Origin of the sequence: Diaminobutyricimonas sp. LJ205 (genome assembly GCF_009755725.1) — a bacterium.
GTDB lineage: Bacteria > Actinomycetota > Actinomycetes > Actinomycetales > Microbacteriaceae > Ruicaihuangia.
Window position 1 is genome coordinate 950,584 of sequence record NZ_CP046619.1, and the last position, 20,870, is coordinate 971,453.

The following is a 20,870-nucleotide window of genomic DNA, read 5'->3' on the forward strand; positions in this document are numbered from 1 at the left end:
TAGAGCGAAAATGCGCAAATTAGGAGGAGCCCATGAACCAGATTCCACGGCTGCACGTTGGCACCGGTACCCAGGTCGGCGCCCTGACTGTTTTCCCGGTGTGGGTGGATGCCCCCAAGATCACCGGACTGGACTGGAAAGCCGGCAGCATCCGTGTCGCCGAGCGCGAGGGCTCGCCGGTCGTCGGCGAGCTCGTCGTTCAGAACACCGTGCCCCGCCCGGTGGTCGCGCTCGAGGGAGACCTGCTGCGCGGCGGCTGGCAGGACCGGATGCTCGCCAGAAGCATGGTGCTCGAACCGTTCGAAGCCCGAGTGGTCGACGCGTTCTGCGTCGAGGCCGGCCGCTGGCACGGTGCCGGGGACCACACCGCTCAGGGACGCCGCAGCGCTCCCAGCGTGCGCCACGGCAACCTCGCCGGCGGCTCGCAGTCTGCGGTGTGGCAGCGCATCAGCCGCTACGACCGCGAACTCGGCGCCACTCCGAGCTCGTCGATGCTCGATCACCTCGACAGGAACGGTTCGGTCCAGATCAGTCGACTCGAGGGGCAGCGCGGCGTGATCATCGGAATCGGCGGCCGGATTGTGGGAGCCGAGATCTTCGGAAGCTCGGCTGGTCTCGGAGCCCGCTGGCAGGGGCTGCTGGATGCCGCGGCCCTTGACGCTCACCTCGCGCCACTGATTCGAACCGGAGCCGCGCAGGCGCGAGCCTTCGTGCGACACCTCGGCGGGATGACCCTCGAACACGGTGAGGACGCCGGGATCGTCCGATCGATACGCTCGCACCGGGGGAGCGTCCGTGCCACCGGCATCGGCGACGGAACTCGGCTGATCCACCTGGCGGCGTTCGATGATGAGCACCCGCTGCTGGTCGGGGCATAAGAAGGGGTGGGCAATGCCAGACGACGACGATGGACTCGAGCCGTACTATCCGCCCGCCGACCGGTTCCTCAGCGCGCAGATGTGGTGGTTGGCGAGTGAGTTGGCCCGGCGGCATCCGCATCTCATGATCGGCGGTGTCGAAGTCGAGAACAGCCGTCTGCTGGTCTTGCACGACGAGCAGGACAGCATGAGCATCCAGTGGGAGCTCGACGGCGGCTGCAAGTATCTCGTCGACGGCGTCGTACAGCGAATCAGCTGGATCGAAATGATGGCGGCAGCGAACCCGCACGAGATCGTCGAGCGCATCGAGCGAGCAACCGGTCTTGGAGTGCCGAGAGCGATGCCCGAGACCAGTGGACGTGCGCTGACTTACCAGCTCATTGCGAGCGCTCTGGCCACGGCGGCCAACGATCGGCATGACTGGCATGCCGTGCCCGCGCCGATGCGGTTCGACGGCGAACCCGACAGCCCGTATCTGGAAGCCTTCGAGAGTGTCGACGCGGCGGTCAGCGGATACATCGACGCGGTCACGTCTGACCTGGCTGCCGGGCGACCGGTGTATTTCTTCCAGCCGTTCTGGGTGCTGCTCCGCGACCTCGAACCGGTCGTGATCCTCGACACCGCGGGAGTGGCGCACACCTACTTCGCGGAGACCGAACTCCTGCCGCTCTACGAATCCATCAACCGCAACGTGACTCTGACGACCATGCGGGTCGTCGGCGCCTACTACCCGTGAGGAACCCGACGTGAAGAAGATCCTGTACATCGACCTCGACAACACGCTTGTCGACTTTCCCTCGGGCATCGGTCGGCTGCCGAAGCATGCGACCGAGCGGTACCGTGACGCTTACGACGACGCGCCGGGCATCTTCTCGCTGATGGATCCGGTTCCCGGCGCCATCGAGGCGTACGGGGCACTATCGGAACTGTTCGACACCTACATCCTCTCCACCTCGCCATGGGACAACCCGAGCGCATGGCAGCACAAAGTGGAGTGGGTGCGCGAACATCTCGGAGCAGAGAGGGGAACCCCGGCGTACAAGCGGCTCATCCTCTCGCACCACAAGAACTTGAATCGGGGCGACATCCTGATCGATGACCGGCCGCACAATGGCGCCGCGGGGTTTGACGGCGAGTGGCTCGCCTTTGGCGAGCATGCCGCTTTTCCGACTTGGCAGAGCGTGCTCGATTACCTGTCGCAGCGAGCGGATGCCCCGGCTCTCCACGCCGCGATCACGCTGGCACGCGCGGCTCACGCCGGGCAGACCGACAAGCTCGGCGAGCCGTACATTCTTCATCCGTTCGCGGTGATGACTCGCGTGTCATCGCCGGAGGCGAAAATCGTGGCGATCTTGCACGACGTGGTCGAGGACACGGATGTCACCCTTGACGCGCTGCGTGCGCAGGGGTTCGGCTCGGAGATCCTTGCTGCGGTCGATGCGATCACGAAGCGCTCGGGTGAACCGCTTGCTGAGTCCATGGCCCGCGTGCGCGTGAACCCGATCGCGCTCGTGGTGAAGCAGGCGGACATCTCGCACAACACGGCGCCGCGGCGGATGGCTCGGCTCGATCCTGAGACTCGGGCGCGACTGACCGCAAGGTACGAGGAGTCGGTCCGGTTGCTGGGCGCGACTATGGATGGGATCCGGGCAGAGTTCGGACAGCAGGAAGATGCCGAGTAGCAGGCGAGACCCTGGCGCAATCCGCGCCGCAGGCACCACTACGCTGGGAATGTTCGCGGCGGACGCAGTCACTGCCAGCCGCGAGGGGTGGTTTATCGGACATGGAGTACGTACTCGCGGGAGCGAGCTAGGGGGAGGGGTATTCGCATGCCGCTTCCGCTCGTCCCGGTCGTGGTCGGCGTCATCCTGAGTGGTGCGCTCGCGACCGTGATCCCCAAGCTTGCGGGGAAGCGTGGGGTCCCTAAGCCGGCGAGAAAGCGTGATGGCAAGCGCGTCGCCATCCTGGGGCGGCAGCAGGTGGGAAAGTCGACGCTGCTGCACCTACTTCGCGAAGGCAGCGTTCCGGAGACAATTTCGTCCACAGGTAGTCCCGTGGTCGGAGGAGAGTTTTCGATGGAAATTGGTGGGAAGGTCGTCAATTTCAATGTTGCGAAGGATCTACCAGGAAACGATGGTCTCGGGTTTGGGGATTGGAAGGAGGCGCTTTCTGGTGCCGACTACCTCTGGTATCTGTTCCGCTCCGATTTGATCGCGCAAGGTGATCCTGATGAGATCCGCCTCGTCGAGAGCCATCTCGACATGTTCAAGGTCTGGATCGACGACGGAAACACCAAGGTTCCCAAAACTATTCTGATCGGGACTTGCGCGGACTGGCATCCCTCGTACGAGCGACACCCCACCCAATTCGCCAATGCTGTCGGCGCGGCGCGCCCGATCAAGTTCGGGAGAGTCAAACTCGAGAATGCCGGCGTCGTCGTCGGTAGCCTCGTCACCCACACGGAAGCCGACAGGTTGGTTGAGAGCCTCAGGAGTCGTCTCGCGTGATCGTTGCCTGTACGCAAACTCCCGACGAAGCTGGGTCTGCTACGCGTCGCGGGGCGGCAGCGTCCTTGAGCTTTCTGCAACTCCCGACTTCACCGCACTGCCCCACGCGGCCGGTGCATGGCCACGCTAAAAGGAGAAATCTTGGTGGTTTCTGAGACGGGTGCCGTGCGCCCAAGGTCTGTCCTCGTTGCCGATGATCGGCTATACATGAAGATCACGCAGGATCCAGACTCTGTAGAGCTGCTCGAGGACCTCGACGCCATGGTGATCCCGTTCTCCAGCAAGGCAGAGGGTAACGAGCTGCAGGTCGCTTCGATTCGTCAGGTACTGCTTGCGACTGGACAACTCGTATCAGGGGCGCTTCTGATCAAGAACCCCTACGAAACCGAGAGTTACGAGTTTGCCGAGCAGGCAATCGAGACTTTCGCTGCCGCCAAATACCACCACTTTGCGAATGTGGCGAGACTCCTCGGGGCGCGCCAGGTTCGATTTGTGCAGGCGAGGGTCGAGCGCGTCAGCGCCAATTGGGCTGGTTCCCTCAAAGCGAGGGTTTCGCCGGGTGGAGGCGAGGCCGAGGCGAGCAAGGAGGTGATCAAGAATCTCGAAGATCGGCTTGAGGGCCAGATGAAGTTTCCGGGTTCAGACCCGGCACCGGAGGAGGCATTGGAGCACCTTCGCAGGCGTAACCTCTCCAACGACCAGCAATTGAAGGCTCTCGTCGAAATGCGCACAGGGACGAACCTGATCAGCGATTATCGGATGACTCTCAGCGGCACTCGGGAGTCGGATGCCAACCTCCAAAGCGCTCTGAAGATCGCGAACTCGGGTGCGGTGAAGGCGGTCGAAATCGGGGCATCGTTCTCGAAAGCGGCCAAGTCGATCAGCAGTGTCGAAATCACTACCGAGATCAAGTTCTAAAATTCCGGTTGCTCCACCCCACTGACTAAGAAGCGCTCACGCTCCCAGCCCACACTCCATCCCGCGCCTGAGTCGTCCCCACGTACAGCTCCCGCCGATCGCGCTCGTGCCGTTCGAGTGGGAGTCCGACCCATCCGGATCTCTCACCGCGGACGGCGTCAGCAACGACTCATCCACCCGTGGCAACAACACCTGCTTGAATTCGAGCCCCTTCGCGCGCTTGATTGTGCCGACCTTCACTGCGTCGACAGGCACACCGGCGTGGGCAGTCAGCAGCACGGTAGGCAGGCGAGCGGCGGAAGTGGAACATCCAGCCGCACCGGCTCGATGAGTTCAAGTTCTCCACCGACCCCGAGCTGGAAGCGAAGCTGCGCGATGTCGTCGGGCTCTACATGTCCCCGCCGGAGAACGTGGTCGTGGTCAGTGTCGAGGAGAAGTGACGTCTGTAGGCATCTACGCTGCGAACTCAAACTCGATGGTGATCTCGGGATCGACGCTTGCGATGATTCCGGAGTAGAACACTTGGGCCTGCTCCTTTAGCGCCGCTTCGTTTTGGGAGATGTATTTCTGCTTGTTCTCGTTGCTGAGGATGTTGTTGACCATTTGAGTTTGAACCGCTGGCGGTGCCAGCCAGCTGAGCGCGTTGTTGCTCTCGATGGGGTCCTCGAAAACGGGATCGTCGAAGCCGATGCCGATGAATTCAGGGATGGTCACCCGGAACGACCTTGGTCCGGTGGGCTCGATCGTCACCTGTGACCCATCGATGCCTAGTTTTGCGTCGAACCTGTACTGGATCAGCGTCGTTTTCTCGCTCGCAGGTACCGCGACCCCGAAAATCTTTCCATTGTCTTCGTGCCTCGCGACACCCTCGATGTGAAGGCTGAGCAAGGCGACCTCTTGCTGGCGTTTGACGGACTGAATCACCTGCGAATCTCGTTCGTCCGAGCTACTGGTGAACAGTGAACCGAGAGCGAGGGCGTTGAGTCCACCGAACGTGAAGGATGCGCCCGTTCCCACGACAACCAGCAGGATGACCAGCAGGAGTGGCCAAAGCAGAACCCTTGCTTTGAAGAAGGTCATGACGATTCAGTCTCCAGTTCTGTTCGTCGTCGAAACGCCCTCGGAATTCCGCGGTGTGGAACGGCCGCAACAGATCGCAGCGTCAAGTCCCCTCGAACCATATACGTAGCCAGGAACTAGTGTCGCGTGTTACTAATTCGTTTGCAGTTGATCTGATTGGACCCGAGGGCCGTTAGTCGCACTCAGCTGCAGGTCCCCACCCAAACGCCATCGCGCGCTCGGGTCATCCCCACGTACAGCTCTCGGCGGTCACGTTCGTGCCGTTCGAGCAGCGACTCTGATCCGTCCGGGTCCCGAACCGCGGACGGGGTCAGAAGCGACTCATCCACGCGCGGCAACAGCACCTGCTTGAACTCGAGGCCCTTTGCCCGCTTGATCGTGCCGACCTTCACCGCGTCGACAGGAACGCCGTCGTAGTCGGTCAGCTGCACGGTTGGTAGGCCCGCCGCCGTCAGGGTGCGCATCGCGGCCGCGGCGCCGGCATTCGTGCGACACAGGATTGCGACATCCGCAATCCCGGTGCCGATTTCGCGGGTGACCGCTTTGATGTGCGCGACCAGAGCTTCGTCGTGCTCGGCGTCCGTCGTGAACTTCGCGAACACCGGGGGAGTGCCGTGCCGCGACACCCGCTGCGTGCCGTCACCCAGCTGGTCGGCGCCCTCGATGTCGGTGAACTCGTCACCGTCCACGATGCGTGCGGCCGCCTGAAGGATCTCGGCCGTGTTCCGGTAGTTGATATCAAGCACCACGCCGCGACCCGCCAACGAGATGCCTGCCTCGGCGAGCGTGTACCCGCCGGGGTAGATGGTCTGCTGGCCGTCACCGATCAGTGTGAACGCGTCGGGTTCATCTCCGACGAGCGACCACAGCATCCGCACCATCGCGCACGACAAGTCCTGGGCCTCGTCGACGATCACGGCGGAGTAACCCTCGAGCGGCTGCTCCCGCAGCGTGCGCTCGGTCGCCAGGATCCGGTCCGCGAAGTCGTGCACGCCCTGCTTCTCGAGCTGCTGCTCGTACTCGCGGTAGAGCGCCCACACCGACCGACGCTGGTCGATGGTCAGTCGCCGCTTGCGTCCAATGCGGGCACTGTCGGCGTACTGCTCGAACTGGGTGAGGCCACGTCCCTTTATGACGTAGTCAATCTCTTCTTTCCAGTAGTCGGGCTTCGAGTCGATTTCCTTCAGGGGAGCGGATGCGGCTCGCCACGCGTCCCACCAGGCGGTCTTCACTCGTCGGCTGTCCAGCTTCGAGCTGATGCCGCGCTCGCTGAGCAATGAGCCGGCGAACTCGTACACTCCGCGGAACTCGACGCGGTCGACGACTTCCGGTGCCATGCGCTCGAGCGAATTGCGCATTACGTCGGGCAGGGTTCGGATGAAGGTGGTGAACAGGATCTTGCCCTCAGGCTTCGCGCGGGCGAGGTATGCGGCTCGATGGAGGCCGACGACGGTCTTACCGGTGCCCGCTGCGCCGCGGATGCGGGCGGGTCCGTTGAAGCTGCGTCGCACGAGTTTCGCCTGATCGGGGTGGAGGAAGGCCATCCACTCTTCGATCGGTTCGGCGAGCAGTCCCTCGAGCAGGACGTCGTTGACCTCCTGCTCGGTCATCAGAGAGTCGACATCGATCTGAGCCGCTGCCGCCTCGAGCACCGGTTCGCGGACGACGGCGACCACGGGCGCCGGAGCGCCGACGACAGGGAAGTGTTGCAAAGCAACGCCGAGCACCGCGTCCACCTGGGATTCCGTCATCCGATGTCCGCGCCGCACGATGTAACGGACGATGTCTCCTTCACCTACGACATCCACCGAGCCGACGGACTCCTGGATGCCCTTTCGGCCCGCGAGCACGACGACTGACTTGACCTCGCCTGGCGCGAGACCGACTGTGGCGAGTGCTGCCTCTGTGCCGTAAGCCAGGTCTGCAAGCCCTTCGAACTCGTCGGTGACATCTTCCTGATCGCGGAACACACGGCCGCCGGCGACGATGATGTCCTTCCACCACTTGGTGTCGACGATGAAGACGCCGCTTGGGCCGACCACGATTAGATCGACCTGCGCTCGCCGGCTGCCCGGCCATTGCCGGTCGGGCAAGAGGAAGTGTCCATGCGCGGTGAGCGGGGCGAGCAATCGTGCGATGCGCTTCTCGGATTCGGCAGCCGCCATGTAGTTGCCTGCCTTCGAGCGTGATGCGATTGCCTCGCGTTCGTGCGCTGCTGCCAGTGCAAGCTGCCGCTCAGCCTCGAGCCGCGCTGATTCTCCTGCCGACATGCTCATCCCCCCGGTGAGTGTGGTTCAGGAACAGTGTGGCAGAGCCGCGAACTTGCGTGCTGCCACCGCTTTCGGGCGAGGGATCTCGGGCGTTCATCCGTGGCGCTCTCGGTTTTATCGGTGGATGCCTTTACGGTTGACGGTGACACGACTTGGGGGTAAAGGGTGGAATTCGCCGAATCGCTCGCCGCGCTTGCACAGAAGGTCCGCAACCAGCGCGATGCTATCCAGACCGAGGAAGCGACGAAGAACGCATTTGTGATGCCGTTCATCGCGTCGGTGCTCGGCTACGACGTCTTTGATCCGCTGGAGGTGGTCCCCGAGTTCACTGCGGATGTCGGGACCAAGCGCGGCGAGAAGATCGACTACGCGATTATTCGCGACGGTGAGGTCCAGATCCTCATCGAATGCAAGAAGTCGACCGAGCCCTTGAAGATCGAGCACGCATCGCAGCTCTTCCGATACTTCGCGGTCACGAACGCTCGCATTGCTGTGCTGACGAATGGCCAGCTCTATCACTTCTACACGGACCTCGATGCCCCGAACCGCATGGACGAGAAGCCGTTCCTGGTTCTGGATCTGCTCGATGTCGACGAGACTCTGATTCCCGAAGTCAAGAAGCTCACCAAGGACATTTTCGACCTGGATTCCGTCGTCAATGCGGCTGAGGAACTCAAGTACATCGGGCAGCTCAAGCGCACCATCGCCAGCCAGTTCCGCGAGCCTGATGATGAGTGGATTCGTTTCTTCACCACTCGTGTTTACGAGGGCGCGTTCACTCAGAAGGTGCGTGAGCAGTTCCGGGGGCTCGTCTCCAAGGCGACGAAGCAGTTCCTGAACGACCAGGTGAACGACCGTCTGAAAGCTGCACTGGGTGGATCGAACTTCCCCGGCGCTGCGGCTGACGCAGACGTGGACGCGGTCGCCAGCCAGCCCGTTGCGGAAAACGACCTCGATCGGGACACCGAGATCGAAACGACGCTCGAGGAGCTCGAGGGCTACCAGATCGTCAAGGCCATCGCCTGCAGCGACGTGAAGCCGCAGCGGGTGACTCACCGCGACGCGAAGTCGTACTTTGCAGTGCTGCTCGACGACAACAACCGGAAGCCGATCGCGCGACTTCACTTCAACAGCAAGTCCGTCAAGTACCTCGGCGTGTTCGACGAGAACAAGAACGAGACTCGTCACCAGATCGGCTCACTGGACGAGATCTACCTGCACGCGCCCGCCATCCGCGAGGCGGTTGCGCGGCACGCGTAGCCCAGGGGATTGTCGCTCGATAATCAGCAGCGGCGGTCCGCCGGCACTTCATTGAGCTGCCAGCGGACCGCCGTTGTGTCGCTGTTTAGCGGTTACGCGCCGAGGTCCGCGGTGTTCATGTTCTTGAAGGCCTCTTCGACTGCAGGGTTCGCCGCGATCATCTCGTCGGTGAACTGCTCGCCGGTGACCCGGTACTGCACCAGTTCGTCGGAGTCCGCCTTCAGCTGGTCCGCAACATCCGCCCATCCTTCGGGGGTGTCCTCGGTGGACTGCACGCGCGGCAGACCGGCGAGAACCATGCGGCCGGCGCGGCCACCGCTGACCTGGAACAGGTCACCGTGCACCGTGGTGTCCTGGTGCGAGAGGTAGGCGACGAAGTTCGCGACGTGCTCCGGGCCCATACCGTCACGGAGCGTGCTGAGGATGGTCGGGTCGCTGTACGCGTTCTCGGTCATCGGGGTCCAGGCGGTGGGCATGAGCGTGCTCACTTGCACGCCAACGCGGTCGCCCTCCATGGCGAGGGTGTTGCCGAGCGCCCAGATCGCGCCCTTGGCGGAGCCGTAAGCGGCGGCTCCGGGGTTGGCCAGGATGCCGCTGGAAGAGACCAAGATCAGCCGGCCGGAGCCGGACTTCACCAGGTGCGGCCAGGCGGCGCGGGAGAGTTCGGCAGTGCCGCGGAACGACACGTCGAAGACCTGCCAAAACTCCTCCGAAGCCTGCTCACCGAACAGGCCGACACGGATGATACCGGCGTTGTTGACGACGATGTCGAGCTGCCCGTAAGCATCGATGGCCGTCTGCACGATGGCCGATGCCTCGGTGGCGACATCGTGCACGTCTACGACGGCGGTGCCTCCGGCATCGACGATTTCCTTCACGACCTGCTCGGCGTTCGCCTGCGAGACATCGTTCACGACGACCCGGGCGCCCCGCGATGCCAGCGTGATTGCGTGCAGCTTGCCCATGCCCTGGCCGGCGCCGGTGACAATCGCTACGCGGCCTTCAAAATTCAACAAACTAATCAACTCCTTGTGACGAGCCAGCCGGCTCATGATTAGGCCAACAAGCTCATGCATAAGCATATTCCGGCGGTTCGCCGAACCCGTGTCCGTAGGCGTCGGGCCTGGCTTGTCGGTGGCTCCCGATACCGTCGTCCCATGAGGATTCTCCACACGTCGGACTGGCACATCGGACGCACGTTCCACGGCCACTCCACGGTGGAGGCCCTCCGCGAAGTACTCACCGCGCTGGTCGAGGTGGTGCGAGAGCGCCAGGTTGATGTGGTCGTTGTCGCCGGCGACGTCTTCGACTCCGCCACCCCGGCCGCCGACTACTTCGACCTGCTCACTGAGGCGCTTCGCCGGATCCGTGAGGCCGGAGCATCCGTCATCGTCACCAGCGGCAACCACGACTCGGCCAAGCGCCTCGGGTTCCAGGCCGAGTTCGCCGGCCTCGGCGGAGTGCACGTGATCACCCGCGTCGAACAGCACGACCGCCCGGTCAGCATCGAGGACGAGCACGGGTCGGTGCACTTCTACGGCATCCCGTACCTGGAGCCAGCGCTCATCCGCCACCTCTACCCAATCGAAACCCTGCGCACCCACGAGCAGGCGCTCGGCTTCGCCATGCGCAACATCCGCGCCGATGCCGCCGAACGCGGTGGCCGCTCGGTGGTGCTCTCGCACTGCTTCGCTGCGGGGGTAGCCGCGAGCGACGAGGCCAGCGACGTGGAACGTGACATCACCGCCGGCGGGCTCGACGTGGTGCCGCTGCCGGTGTTCGACGGACCCGACTATGTCGCCCTCGGCCACATCCACGGCCGGTCCCAGCTGAGCGACCGGGTGCGCTACTCCGGCGCCCCGCTGCACTACTCGTTCGCCGAGGCCGGCAAACCGCGCGGCGCCTGGCTGGTCGAACTCGACGCCACCGGTCTCGCCTCGGTCGACTGGGTCGACCTGCCGATACCCCGCCGACTGAGCATCCTCACCGGACCTATCGACGACCTGCTGACGGATGCCGCGTACACCGAGTTCGAACAGGACTGGGTCTCCGCCATCCTCACCGACCAGGCCCGCCCGATCGACGCCATGCGCCGGCTGCAGGAACGCTTCCCCGGCTGCGCGACCCTCGAGCACCGTCCGGCGATCCACCTGGTCACCGATACCGTCACCTATGCCGAGCGGGTGAACGCGAAGTCCGACCACGAGATCGTCGGCGGCTTCCTCGAACTCGTGCGCAACGGCATCGGACCCACCGACGCCGAACAGGCCGTGATTGGCGAGGTCATCGCCGCCGAACGCGCCCAGGAGGCCACGGCATGAGGATCAACCGCCTCGAACTCGCCGGATTCGGCCCCTACAAACAGGCGCAAACCGTCGACTTCGACTCCTACGCCGACGACGGCATCTTCCTGATCTCCGGCAAGACCGGCGCCGGCAAATCGAGCATCCTCGACGCGATCTGCTTCGCACTGTACAACTCAGTGCCACGCTATGACGGCACCCAGACCCAACTGCGCAGCCACCACTGCGAGATCGACGACCCGAGCTACGTCGAACTCGACTTCACGGTCGGCGACCAGCGCTACCGGGTGCGGCGCACCCCGGAGTACGAACGCCCCAAGGCACGCGGCACCGGCACCACCACGCAGAAGGCCGACGCCGACCTCTTCATCTGGCGCAACGATGGCTGGGAAGGGATCGCGTCCCGGCCGGTCGACGTCGGGACCGAGCTGGCCCGCATCGTCGCGCTCAGCAAGGACCAGTTCCTGCAGGTGATCCTGCTCGCGCAGAACCGCTTCCAGCAGTTCCTGCTCGCTAAGAACGACGAACGCGGAGCCCTGCTACGCACCCTGTTCGGCACCGAACGCTTCGAACGCTACGAGACCGCGATCGTCGAGCGCTCCAAGGCGCTCGACGCCCAGCTCGGCAGCGCCATCGACGAACTCCAGCGCGACCGGCAACGGGCGAGCGACTTGCTGGTGGCCGGTTCGGTTGAGACATCCGTCGCCGCGACGGGGACGATCGACGCCGGCTCAGTGGCTCTCACCGACGGCTCCGCGGCGCTCGCCTTCGACGTCGATGCGGCTCCCGGGCTGGACTGGTTCACCGCGGCGCTGGCCGCGCTCACCGAGGTTCTCGAGCGGGCAACAGCCGACGCCGACCGTGCCCGCGACCACGCCGAGGCCGCGGCATCCGCTCATCAGGCGCTGGTGACCACCCAGCAGCGGCAGACCCGCCGCGACCTGGCGCGCGCGAAGGTCGCCGCGCTGGATGCGGAAGCCGCCGCGGTCGAGTCCAGCCGTGCCGCGCTGCAGGCGGCGGTGCGCGCGGCCGCGCTCTGGCCGCATGTCACCGCGCGTCGCGAGGCGGCGGTCGCCTTCGAAGCGGCCCAGGCCGACGAGTCCACCGCGCGTGGCGTGTACGCCGGCTTCGGCGATCAGGCGACGGATGCCGCCACACTCACCGCGGTGACCGACGAGCTCACCCGCACGCTCGGGGCGCTCGACGAAGTGCTGCGCGATGAGGCCGGATTGCCGACGCTCGACGCGACCCTCGCGCAATTGGGCACCACGGTCGACGGGCTCGACGAGCAGGTCGCCGCCGCGGCCACCCGGGCCATCGACCTGCCGGTTCGGCTCACCCAGATCGGTGACGCGTTGACGACGGCGAAGGTCGAGGCCGGACGACAGGCGGATGCGTCGGCAAACGTCGATCGGCTCGCGAAGGCGCGGGCGGCCGCAGCCGACGCCGCCGCGCTTGACCCGAAGGTCACCGCCGCGCAGGCCCGTGAACTCGAGGCGGTCAGGGCGCACACCGCGGCGTCCGGACGGGTCGAGGAGCTGCTCACCACCCGGCTGCGCGGCGCCGCAGGTGAGCTGGCCGCGCAGTTGCAGGCGGGGGAGCCGTGCGCGGTGTGCGGGTCGACCGAACATCCTCAGCCGGCGGAAGCGAGCGAGGACTCGGTGTCGGATGCCGACATCGACGCCGCCCGCGAGCAGCTCGACGCGACCCGCGCGACGATGGACACCGCTCGCGCCGAGGCCAAGGAACTTGCCGACAAGCTGACCGACGCGAGAGCCCGTGCCGAGCAGCGCTCTGTCGAGGCGATCGACGAACTGCTGGCCGCCGCCCGAGCCGCGCTTACGACGTCGACCGAGGCCGCCGCGGAGGTCACTCGGCTCGAGACCGAGCAGGCCGCCCTGCGCGCCGAACTCGAGTCGCTCGAGGCCGAGCAGCAGACGCTCCGTACCGAGCGGGACCGCGTCGAGACGGAGCGGGCGGCCGCCCAGGTGCGCCGCTCCGAACTTGCTGAGCGCGTCGAACGCCAGCGCGCCGACTACGAGACGGTGGCCGGTCGCGCCGCCGCACTGCACAAGCACCTCGAAGCCGCGCGGGAACTGGAGCGCGCGATCGATGACCGCGTCGCCCGCACCGCGGCACTGGAGACCGCGACGACCGCGCTGCAGGCGCAGCTCGTCGAGCATGACTTCGCCGATGAGCACGCGGTCGATTCCGCACGTCTCGAGCAGGCGGAACGGGTCGCCCTCGAGCAGCGGATCAAGGAGCACGAGCAGGGAGTCGCCACCGCCCGGGCAACCCTCGCCGAGCCGGAGCTCGCGGACCTTTCGGACGAGCTGGTGTCGACGGATGCTGCCGCCGAGCAGCTTGCCGCCGCGCGGAAGGCGCATTCCGACACTGTCGCGGTGCTAGGCAGTGTGCGCGAGCGACACGGTCAGCTGGAGCGACTCGTCGGCGACGTCGAGGGCAGGCTGGAGGCATCCGCAGCCCTGCGCGAGGAGTACGACCAGGTGCGATCGCTCGCGGACGCGGTCCAGGGTGGCAAGACCAACACCAAGCGCATGCGACTCGAGACCTATGTGCTCGCGGCGCAGCTCGAGGAGATCGTCGCCGCGGCGAACGGGCGACTGCGGACGATGACGTCCGGTCGGTATGAGCTGCAGCACGACGATTCGGTGCAGTACCGCAACACCCGATCGGGGCTGGGGCTGGCGATCCTGGACCAGCACACCGGCCGCGCTCGTGCCACGCATTCGCTGTCGGGCGGGGAGACATTCCTCGCCTCGCTTGCGCTGGCGCTGGGGCTCGCCGAGGTGGTCACCAACCAGGCCGGCGGCATCACGCTCGACACACTCTTTGTCGACGAGGGCTTCGGCTCACTCGATGGCGAAACCCTTGAGATCGCGATGAGCACCCTCGACTCGCTGCGCGCCGGCGGCCGCACGATCGGGCTGATCAGTCACGTCGAGGCGATGAAGGAGCAGATCCCCGCGAAGCTGCGGATCAGCGTGACGGATGCCGGGTGGAGCGAGATCGACTGCCAGACTGGACCGTGATGAAGACGATCCTCAACCTGATCTGGCTGATCCTGTCCGGCTTCTGGCTGTTCCTGGGCTACATGCTCGCCGCAGTGATCATGTTCGTGCTGATCGTCACGATCCCCTGGGGCATCGCCGCCGCGCGCATCGGCGTCTACGCGCTCTGGCCATTCGGCAAGACCGTGGTGGACAAGCCCGGCGCGGGCCTCGGCTCGGCGCTCGGCAACGTCATCTGGGTCATCCTCGCCGGCTGGTGGCTCGCCATCGGACACATCCTGAGCGGCATCGCCCTGTGCATCACGATCATCGGCATCCCGTTCGGCATCGCGAACTTCAAGATGGTGCCCGTGTCACTGCTGCCACTCGGCAAGGACATCGTCGACCAGTAGCAAGCAGCTGACGACAGGTGGGGGTGCCGTTGCAGCACCCCCACCCTTCGTTCTCAGTGCGTCAGTTCTTAGACGTGGTCACCGTGCGAGTGGCCGCCGCCGCTGCCGGTGGTGCCCTGGGGACCGGCGGGCGCCGGGAGGTTGAGACCACCCGGGATGCTCTTGCCCTTGACGCCGTTCACCGACTCCGTGGAGTAGGAGTAGACGAGCACGGCAAGCGCGATCGCATCGATGTTCACGTCGAGCGCCTCGACGTTCACGTTGTCGATCGTGTCGCACGCCTGGTGGTAGCACTGGTCGAAGGACTCACCCGCGACACCGCCCCAGATCGCCTGCTGCTCGGCGGTCTTGACGACCTCGGCGCCCGTGAACAGGCCACCGGCCGGGATGCCCTCGAGGATGAAGGCTTCGTAGTCGCTGCGACCGCTGAACTCGGCGTCGTCATAGGGCTGCCCCACACTCGTGAAGTAGCTCTCGAAGAGGTCCTCGATCTGAACCGAGCCCGCGGGCACGTCGACCGGCGCCGGGAACTGCGATTCGTCACCGTCGTAGATCATGAAGATGTAGTTCGGCGACGCGACCATGTCGAAGTTGAGGTACAGCGCGATGCGGTCCTTCTCGGCCTGCGAGAGACCGTCGACGTAGGCCTGCGAGCCGATCAGACCTGCCTCCTCGGCACCCCACCATGCGAGGCGGATGGTGTTCTCTGGCTTCAGCTTCGACAGGTTTTGGGCGATCTCGAGCAGCGAAGCGGAACCGCTGCCGTTGTCGTTGATGCCGGGACCTGCCTGCACCGAGTCGAGGTGCGCGCCGGCCATGACGACGTTGTCGGTGTTCGTGCCGGGCAGTTCCGCGATCACGTTCTTCTGCGGACGCAGCTCGGGTGCGGGCACGAAGACGTGGGCCGTTGATCCCGCCTGCGAGAGGGCAACACCCTGCTCGTAGCTGGCACCGACCACGGGGATGCCGACGATGTTCGAGCCGCCCAGCGTGCCGACGATGAGGTCCTGACGGTCGGCAGTGGCGGCGTCGCCCGCGTTGAAGATGATGACGCCGGCGGCGCCCGCTTCTTCAGCGTTGATCGCCTTGTCGGCGAACGGGCAGAAACCGCGCTGAATGAGGGCGATGGAGCCGGCGGGGAAGCCCACGAAGTCGGCGTCGTCGCATCCACTGGTGTTCGCATTGCCGAGGCCGAGTTGCAGGTCGACTCCGACGACGGACGCCGTCACGTCACCCGGGCCGCTGCCGGTGAACGGCCCGGTCGGGTACTCCGCATTCGTTGGGGTCAGCTGCGTGAGTGTCGAGGGCCCGACGAACGTGAAATCGAACTCGTCGATGGTCACGTTCCACCCGGCCGCCTCGAGGGTTTCGACGACGTAGTCGACGCTCGCCTCGTAGCCGGGCAGGCCGGCAGCACGGTTGCCGCCGTTCTCGTCGGCGATGCGCTGGAACGCCTCGAGGTGCTCCATTGCACCGTCGGCGTTCACGCACTCGAGAAGTTTGGAGATGGTGTTGTTGTTACGGTTGTCGCACTTCGCTGCGGGAGCGGCCGTTGCCGCCCCGGCCGGGATCAAGGCGATAGCGAAGGCCGCAGCCGTCGCTAACGCGATCCCTCGGGATCTGGTGACTTGTGACATCATTTTCCCTTCGAATAAGGCGGCCTTATTGGCCCCCATTTGGGGCTGAGCCTAGAGGCAACCGTGTCGGGAGCAATAGAGTGTTCTTGAACCGGATTCGTGGTATACGTGCCAATCGAAGGAGCCGACGGATGTCTCTCGCACGAGTCCAGAACTTCTCCATCTCGCTCGACGGCTTCGGCACCGGGGAACCCCAGAGCCTCGAGGCGCCGTTCGGCCACGCCGGTGACCGGCTGCACGAGTGGATGTTCGCGACCCGGTTTGGCGGGGAGATGTTCGGCCGGCCCAGCGGTTCCCGCGGTGTCGATGAAGCATTTGCGCGGCAGTTCGATGTGGGAATCGGTGCCGAGATCATGGGCGCCAACAAGTTCGGCCCACCCGGATGGCATGAGGATCCGGAGTGGAAGGGGTGGTGGGGGAGCAACCCACCGTTCCATACGCCGACCTTCGTGCTGACCCATCACCCGCGCCCGTCGATCGAGATGGAGGGCGGCACGACGTTCCACTTCCTCGACGCGTCACCTGCCGAGGCGCTTGAGGCGGCCCGCGAGGCTGCGGGCGGCCAGGACGTTCGCCTCGGCGGGGGAGCAACCATGATCCGCGACTTCCTCGCGGCCGGGCTCGTCGACCACTTGCACGTGGTGGTGGTGCCGATTCTGCTCGGCCGCGGTGTCCGACTCTGGGACGGGCTCGAGGGGCTCGAGAAGGACTACGCGGTGGAGGCGACCTCGTCGCCGACCGGAGTCACGCACGTGACGTTCACCCGGGCAGCGGACTCAATCGCGTCGATCGAGCTCGATAGAGAAGTCGGAGCCATGCCGCGCGATCCGAACATCCCCGACGCATTTGACGTCTACACGGTCGTGGTTCTGCGGCGGCCGGATGACGCCCCGGAGATGTCGGACGAAGAACTCGACGTGCTGCAGTCGCGCCATCTCGCCTACCGCGCCGAGCTGGCACGGCGGGGCGTACTGGTCGCGAATGGCCCGTTCGACCAGCAAAACGATCCGTCGTATCGAGGAATGTCGATCTTCGCCTGCGACCCGGCCGAGGCCGCCCGGCTGTCCGAGGGCGACCCCTCTGTTGTGGCGGGGCGGCTCGCCTACGACGTGATGGAGTGGTGGGTGCGCGGCGGTGCGCTGACGTTCCCGCTCGCGGATCGTCCGGTCGGCGATCGCCGCTCGATGCCGGACGACTGACCAGACCATGCCGGGAGGCAAGAACGCCCAGCTACGACTGAAACACGTCGGCGAGCTCACCCCAGGCATCTGCTCGCGCGAACACCGGCACCGTGTCCCGGAGCGTCTGGACATTGACGACCTGACCGCCGTCGAACCGGGTCCCCGTCCAGACATCCAGCCACTCCCCAGCAGGTAGATAGACCGGCCACTCGGTAACCCCGGCCTCCAGCACCGGCGCCACCAGCAGGTCATCACCGAACATCCACTGCACCGGGTGCTCCCACACCTGCGGGTCATCCGGGTGCTCGAAGTACAGCGGACGCATCAGCGGCTTCCCGGTTTCCAGCGTCACCCGCGCCGACGCCGCGATGTACGGCACCAGCCGCTCGCGCAGCTGCACCAGCGCGCGAACCTCAGGAATCACCGATGCATCCCCGGTCACCTCCGCGATGTTCCACGGCGTGCGATCGCGTGACGGGGTGCGGTGGTGGTTGAACTCGGAGTGGTACTGCATGATCGGCACGAACACCGACGCCGCCATCGCGCGAACGTACAGCTCGGCATCCGGGATGTCGCCCGAGAAGCCGGCGATATCCCATCCCCAGTAGACGATGCCGCTCGCGGCCGCACTCAGCCCGGCCAGTATCGACCAGCGGAACGCCTCCCACGTCGAGTTCTCATCCCCGGCCCAGAACGCGCCGTGCGCCTGGGACCCGGTGAAGCCCGCCCGACTGAAGGTCACCGGCGCCTTGCCGCATGACTCCAGCAGCCGCCCGTATGCCGCGGCATAGGCGACCGGGAACGTGTTGTTGCCGGATGCCCCGGACTCACCATCGAGGTAGACGAGGTCTTCGCCCCAGGCATGCTCGCCACCGTCGGTCTTGAAGCCGTCGATACCGAGTTCCTCGACCAGGTAGCGGCGCTTGTCAGTCCACCAGTCGGCGGCGCGCTCATCGGTCAGGTCGGGCATCAGCCCGAGCGGGAACCACCAGCCCCGGTTCCGATACGGACGCAGCCCGCCATCCGGGGTGCGTTCGCGGATCAGCACATTCTCGCGGATGGCGGCCGCGGCATCCGCCTTCGCCTGCCCGGTCGGGTGCGGGCGCATCTTGATCAGTGGGATCTGCCACAGGTGCAGCTTCACGCCCTGCTCATGCAGGCGATCGACCATCCCCTTGGGGTCCGGCCAGGCGCCCTCGGCGGGGAAGGTGAAGTCGGCCAGGCGCATCGGGCCGCCGTCCTCGCGCACCGTGTACTTGGCGTCGCGGAAGATCGTGAAGCTGGACTCGTCGCTCCATGCCTCGATCACCACCGAACCGACCGGGATGTCGTGCTCGGCGTGCAGGGCCACCTGCTTCTCGACCTCGGCCTGCGTGTTCCACTCGTTGCCGCTGGCCCAGAGCCGGAATACCCAGTCCGGCAGCTCCTTCGGCCGGCCGACCTCGTCGAGGAACGCCGACAGCACCTCGTGCGGGCGGCCGGTGTAGATACCGAGCGACACCGTGGGGGAGCCGACTGCCTCGTCGACCTCGGCCTCGATCCACAACCGGTCGGGGGAGGAGGCGCCCAGATCGAACCACACCCGGCGCGAGGTGCGCACGTGGAAACCCCAGCCGTCCCCGCCGACGACGTGCGCGAACGGCATCGGCAGGTAGGTGCGCCGATGCTCGCCTTGGCTCTTGTACTGCTCGAACACCATCGAGTCGAGCGTGGTGCCGCGGTGGTCGAGCGCGTCGAAGCGCTCGCCGAAACCGGTGATGTGCTCGCCGGGCTTGAGCGGCAGGGCAAAGCGCACCCGCGTCACCCGGTCACCGGCGCGCAGCACGCTGACGCTGCCGGGCACGACGGTGCCGGTCGGGTCGGCGATGACCGCGTCATCCGCCTTCTCCCAGCCCGCGACCGCGGTCTCGAACCAGCGGGTGCGCTCGGTGCTGTCGCCGCGGTGCGCGGTGAACCGGTAGCGCAGCGCGGCGCCGGGGGGCAGGGCCGACGCGGGCAGCGATACCTGCCAGCCACCCTGGTCCCGGGCGAGCCGCGCCTGCGCGCTGGCGAGGTGACCGCCATCGACGACCTGGCCGCGCGAGGAGCGCCGCACCGGCGACAGCTCGATCAGCTCGGTGCGCGGTTCGGATGCCGTGGTGACCAGCTCCACGGAGACCCGGTCCACCTCACCTGAGGTGCGTACGCCCAGCCGCAGCGATTCACCGGCGACCGGCTGCACGGGGAAGCGCTGCTCGGTGTCGTCGGCGTACGGATGTCCCGAACCGTTCGGTCGATGCCGGATCATGATTCCTCCAGTTCCGCTGCGAGCCGCAGCACCATCGCGTGGCTCCACAGCAGCGGGGTCGCCACGGGTCCCCACCGATCAATCCATTCCTGCTCGAACGTCTCGTCGAGCAGATGCCAATTCACCTGTTCCGGCAGCGAACCATCGGCGGTAACCGTCGACACTGCCCATTCGAGCAGCCGCTCCGCTTCGGCCCGGTTGCCGATCGCCAGCTGCGCCAGCCCGAGGAAGCACGACAGCAGCGGCCACTGCCCGCCGCCGAAGAAGGTGTCGCCGCTGAACCGGTGCACGCCGCCGTCGGCGCACAGTTCCCGGTCGATCGCCGCGACCGTCTGCCGGGCGAGCTCCGATGCGGAGTCGAGCACGCTCATCGGCCCGACGAGCGCGCTCAGGCTGCCGTCGACAGCGGTGCTGCCCAACCACTTCACGACGTGCCTGTCGCTGACGAGGCTGGTCTCCAGAAAATGCCGGGCATCGGATGCCGCGGCCCGCGCCCGCACGGCAAGGTCACCGTCGACCAGCCCGTGCCGCACCGCAGCCTCCAGGCCACCGATGACGCAGCCGAGCGTGGAGCCATGGATCTGCTCGACGTGCTCCTCCCACCAGTCGAAGCACGGGCGTGACCACGAACTGATCAGGTACCGCACGACCAGGGCCGCGGCATCCGCCCACCGATTCTGATCGAGCCCATGGCGCTCGGCATGCTCGGTGACCGCCCATAGCCAGGTGCCGTAGCCGTCGAGCTGGAAGTCCCACCAGTCATCGCTGCCGATCTCGCCGTCCAGGGTGAACCGGGTGGGCAGCATCTCGTTGTCGGGCAGCGGCGTGCCGGCGTCGGCCGCGGCGATGATGCGCTCGATCTGCCCGGCGTGGCGCAGCACCGTCGAGGCGCACCAGTCGTGGAAGGCGCTCGCCGACAGGGCCTCACCGGCCGCGGACATGCCGTCGGCGATGAAGGCGCCGTCCCGGAACCACGAGTAGCCGCGGTAGGCGGAGAAGGTCGGGCTGGCCGGATACGCACCGGACGGATGCTGCAGCGAGCGGATGAGCGTGCGCGAGTGGTCGAGAAGCTCGCCGAGCGCAGTGGAGGTGGGGGCCATGGGTCCTGATTCGACGCAGAGTGGA

At 65.9% G+C, this 20,870-nt stretch carries 16 protein-coding genes and 2 pseudogenes; 12 read left to right on the forward strand and 6 right to left on the reverse strand.

The window, feature by feature from the left end; translation table 11 throughout:
• Positions 1 to 32 precede the first annotated feature (32 nt).
• From GO591_RS04500 to GO591_RS15890, 6 genes and pseudogenes are all read left to right on the forward strand, one after another.
• Positions 33 to 878, forward strand: a complete 846-nt coding sequence (locus tag GO591_RS04500) for an ARPP-1 family domain-containing protein (protein ID WP_157155712.1) — start codon at positions 33 to 35, stop codon at positions 876 to 878.
• 13 nt (positions 879 to 891) lie between these two features.
• Positions 892 to 1,614 (forward strand): TY-Chap2 family putative peptide chaperone, encoded by a 723-nt coding sequence (locus GO591_RS04505; protein ID WP_157155713.1) that lies wholly within the window; start codon positions 892 to 894, stop codon positions 1,612 to 1,614.
• A 10-nt stretch (positions 1,615 to 1,624) separates the two neighbouring features.
• Positions 1,625 to 2,560, forward strand: coding sequence for a 5' nucleotidase, NT5C type (locus tag GO591_RS16070; protein ID WP_198295560.1), 936 nt, complete (start codon positions 1,625 to 1,627; stop codon positions 2,558 to 2,560).
• Positions 2,561 to 2,707: 147 nt separating this feature from the next.
• On the forward strand, positions 2,708 to 3,385 hold the full coding sequence (locus tag GO591_RS04515; RefSeq protein ID WP_157155714.1) for a GTPase domain-containing protein: 678 nt from the start codon (positions 2,708 to 2,710) through the stop codon (positions 3,383 to 3,385).
• 207 nt (positions 3,386 to 3,592) lie between these two features.
• A complete protein-coding gene (locus GO591_RS04520) occupies positions 3,593 to 4,303 on the forward strand; it encodes a hypothetical protein (RefSeq protein ID WP_157155715.1) in 711 nt (236 codons plus the stop codon).
• Between the two features lie 320 nt (positions 4,304 to 4,623).
• A pseudogene (locus GO591_RS15890) lies at positions 4,624 to 4,740 on the forward strand (IS630 family transposase); the annotation flags it as partial.
• A gap of 16 nt (positions 4,741 to 4,756) precedes the next feature.
• Here GO591_RS15890 and GO591_RS04525 read toward each other — a convergent pair.
• Positions 4,757 to 5,383 (reverse strand): hypothetical protein, encoded by a 627-nt coding sequence (locus GO591_RS04525; protein ID WP_157155716.1) that lies wholly within the window; start codon positions 5,381 to 5,383, stop codon positions 4,757 to 4,759.
• Between the two features lie 182 nt (positions 5,384 to 5,565).
• Entirely contained in the window at positions 5,566 to 7,653 is a 2,088-nt protein-coding gene (locus GO591_RS04530; protein WP_157155717.1) for a nuclease-related domain-containing DEAD/DEAH box helicase, read from the reverse strand.
• Positions 7,654 to 7,818: 165 nt separating this feature from the next.
• Between GO591_RS04530 and GO591_RS04535 the strand changes: the two genes are divergently transcribed.
• A complete protein-coding gene (locus tag GO591_RS04535) occupies positions 7,819 to 8,913 on the forward strand; it encodes a type I restriction endonuclease (protein ID WP_157155718.1) in 1,095 nt (364 codons plus the stop codon).
• A 92-nt stretch (positions 8,914 to 9,005) separates the two neighbouring features.
• Here GO591_RS04535 and GO591_RS04540 read toward each other — a convergent pair whose 3' ends face one another.
• Positions 9,006 to 9,929, reverse strand: a complete 924-nt coding sequence (locus GO591_RS04540; protein WP_157155719.1) for an SDR family NAD(P)-dependent oxidoreductase — start codon at positions 9,927 to 9,929, stop codon at positions 9,006 to 9,008.
• Between the two features lie 141 nt (positions 9,930 to 10,070).
• On the opposite strand from GO591_RS04540, the gene GO591_RS04545 reads away from it, so the two are divergent.
• The 3 genes from GO591_RS04545 to GO591_RS04555 are packed head-to-tail and all read left to right on the forward strand — an operon-like array spanning position 10,071 to position 14,640.
• Positions 10,071 to 11,234 (forward strand): exonuclease SbcCD subunit D, encoded by a 1,164-nt coding sequence (locus GO591_RS04545; protein ID WP_157155720.1) that lies wholly within the window; start codon positions 10,071 to 10,073, stop codon positions 11,232 to 11,234.
• Positions 11,231 to 14,269 carry an AAA family ATPase gene (locus GO591_RS04550; RefSeq protein WP_157155721.1) on the forward strand — a complete coding sequence of 1,013 codons (3,039 nt, stop codon included), beginning with the start codon at positions 11,231 to 11,233 and terminating at the stop codon, positions 14,267 to 14,269. Before GO591_RS04545 ends, GO591_RS04550 begins: the two co-directional genes overlap by 4 nt.
• Positions 14,269 to 14,640, forward strand: a complete 372-nt coding sequence (locus tag GO591_RS04555) for a YccF domain-containing protein (protein ID WP_157155722.1) — start codon at positions 14,269 to 14,271, stop codon at positions 14,638 to 14,640. The genes GO591_RS04550 and GO591_RS04555 overlap by 1 nt, the downstream gene beginning before the upstream one ends.
• Before the next feature lie 68 nt (positions 14,641 to 14,708).
• Here GO591_RS04555 and GO591_RS04560 read toward each other — a convergent pair whose 3' ends face one another.
• Entirely contained in the window at positions 14,709 to 16,214 is a 1,506-nt protein-coding gene (locus GO591_RS04560) for a M28 family metallopeptidase (RefSeq protein ID WP_232466273.1), read from the reverse strand.
• A gap of 194 nt (positions 16,215 to 16,408) precedes the next feature.
• Between GO591_RS04560 and GO591_RS15895 the strand changes: the two are divergent.
• Positions 16,409 to 17,050: pseudogene (locus GO591_RS15895) on the forward strand (dihydrofolate reductase family protein); the annotation flags it as partial.
• A gap of 42 nt (positions 17,051 to 17,092) precedes the next feature.
• Entirely contained in the window at positions 17,093 to 17,476 is a 384-nt protein-coding gene (locus GO591_RS15900; protein WP_255446940.1) for a YciI family protein, read from the forward strand.
• A 31-nt stretch (positions 17,477 to 17,507) separates the two neighbouring features.
• Here the strand turns inward: GO591_RS15900 and GO591_RS04570 are convergent, their stop codons facing one another.
• Positions 17,508 to 19,745 (reverse strand): glycoside hydrolase family 31 protein, encoded by a 2,238-nt coding sequence (locus GO591_RS04570; protein WP_157155725.1) that lies wholly within the window; start codon positions 19,743 to 19,745, stop codon positions 17,508 to 17,510.
• On the reverse strand, positions 19,742 to 20,845 hold the full coding sequence (locus GO591_RS04575) for a glycoside hydrolase family 15 protein (protein ID WP_157155726.1): 1,104 nt from the start codon (positions 20,843 to 20,845) through the stop codon (positions 19,742 to 19,744). The genes GO591_RS04570 and GO591_RS04575 overlap by 4 nt, the downstream gene beginning before the upstream one ends.
• Positions 20,846 to 20,870: the final 25 nt, after the last annotated feature.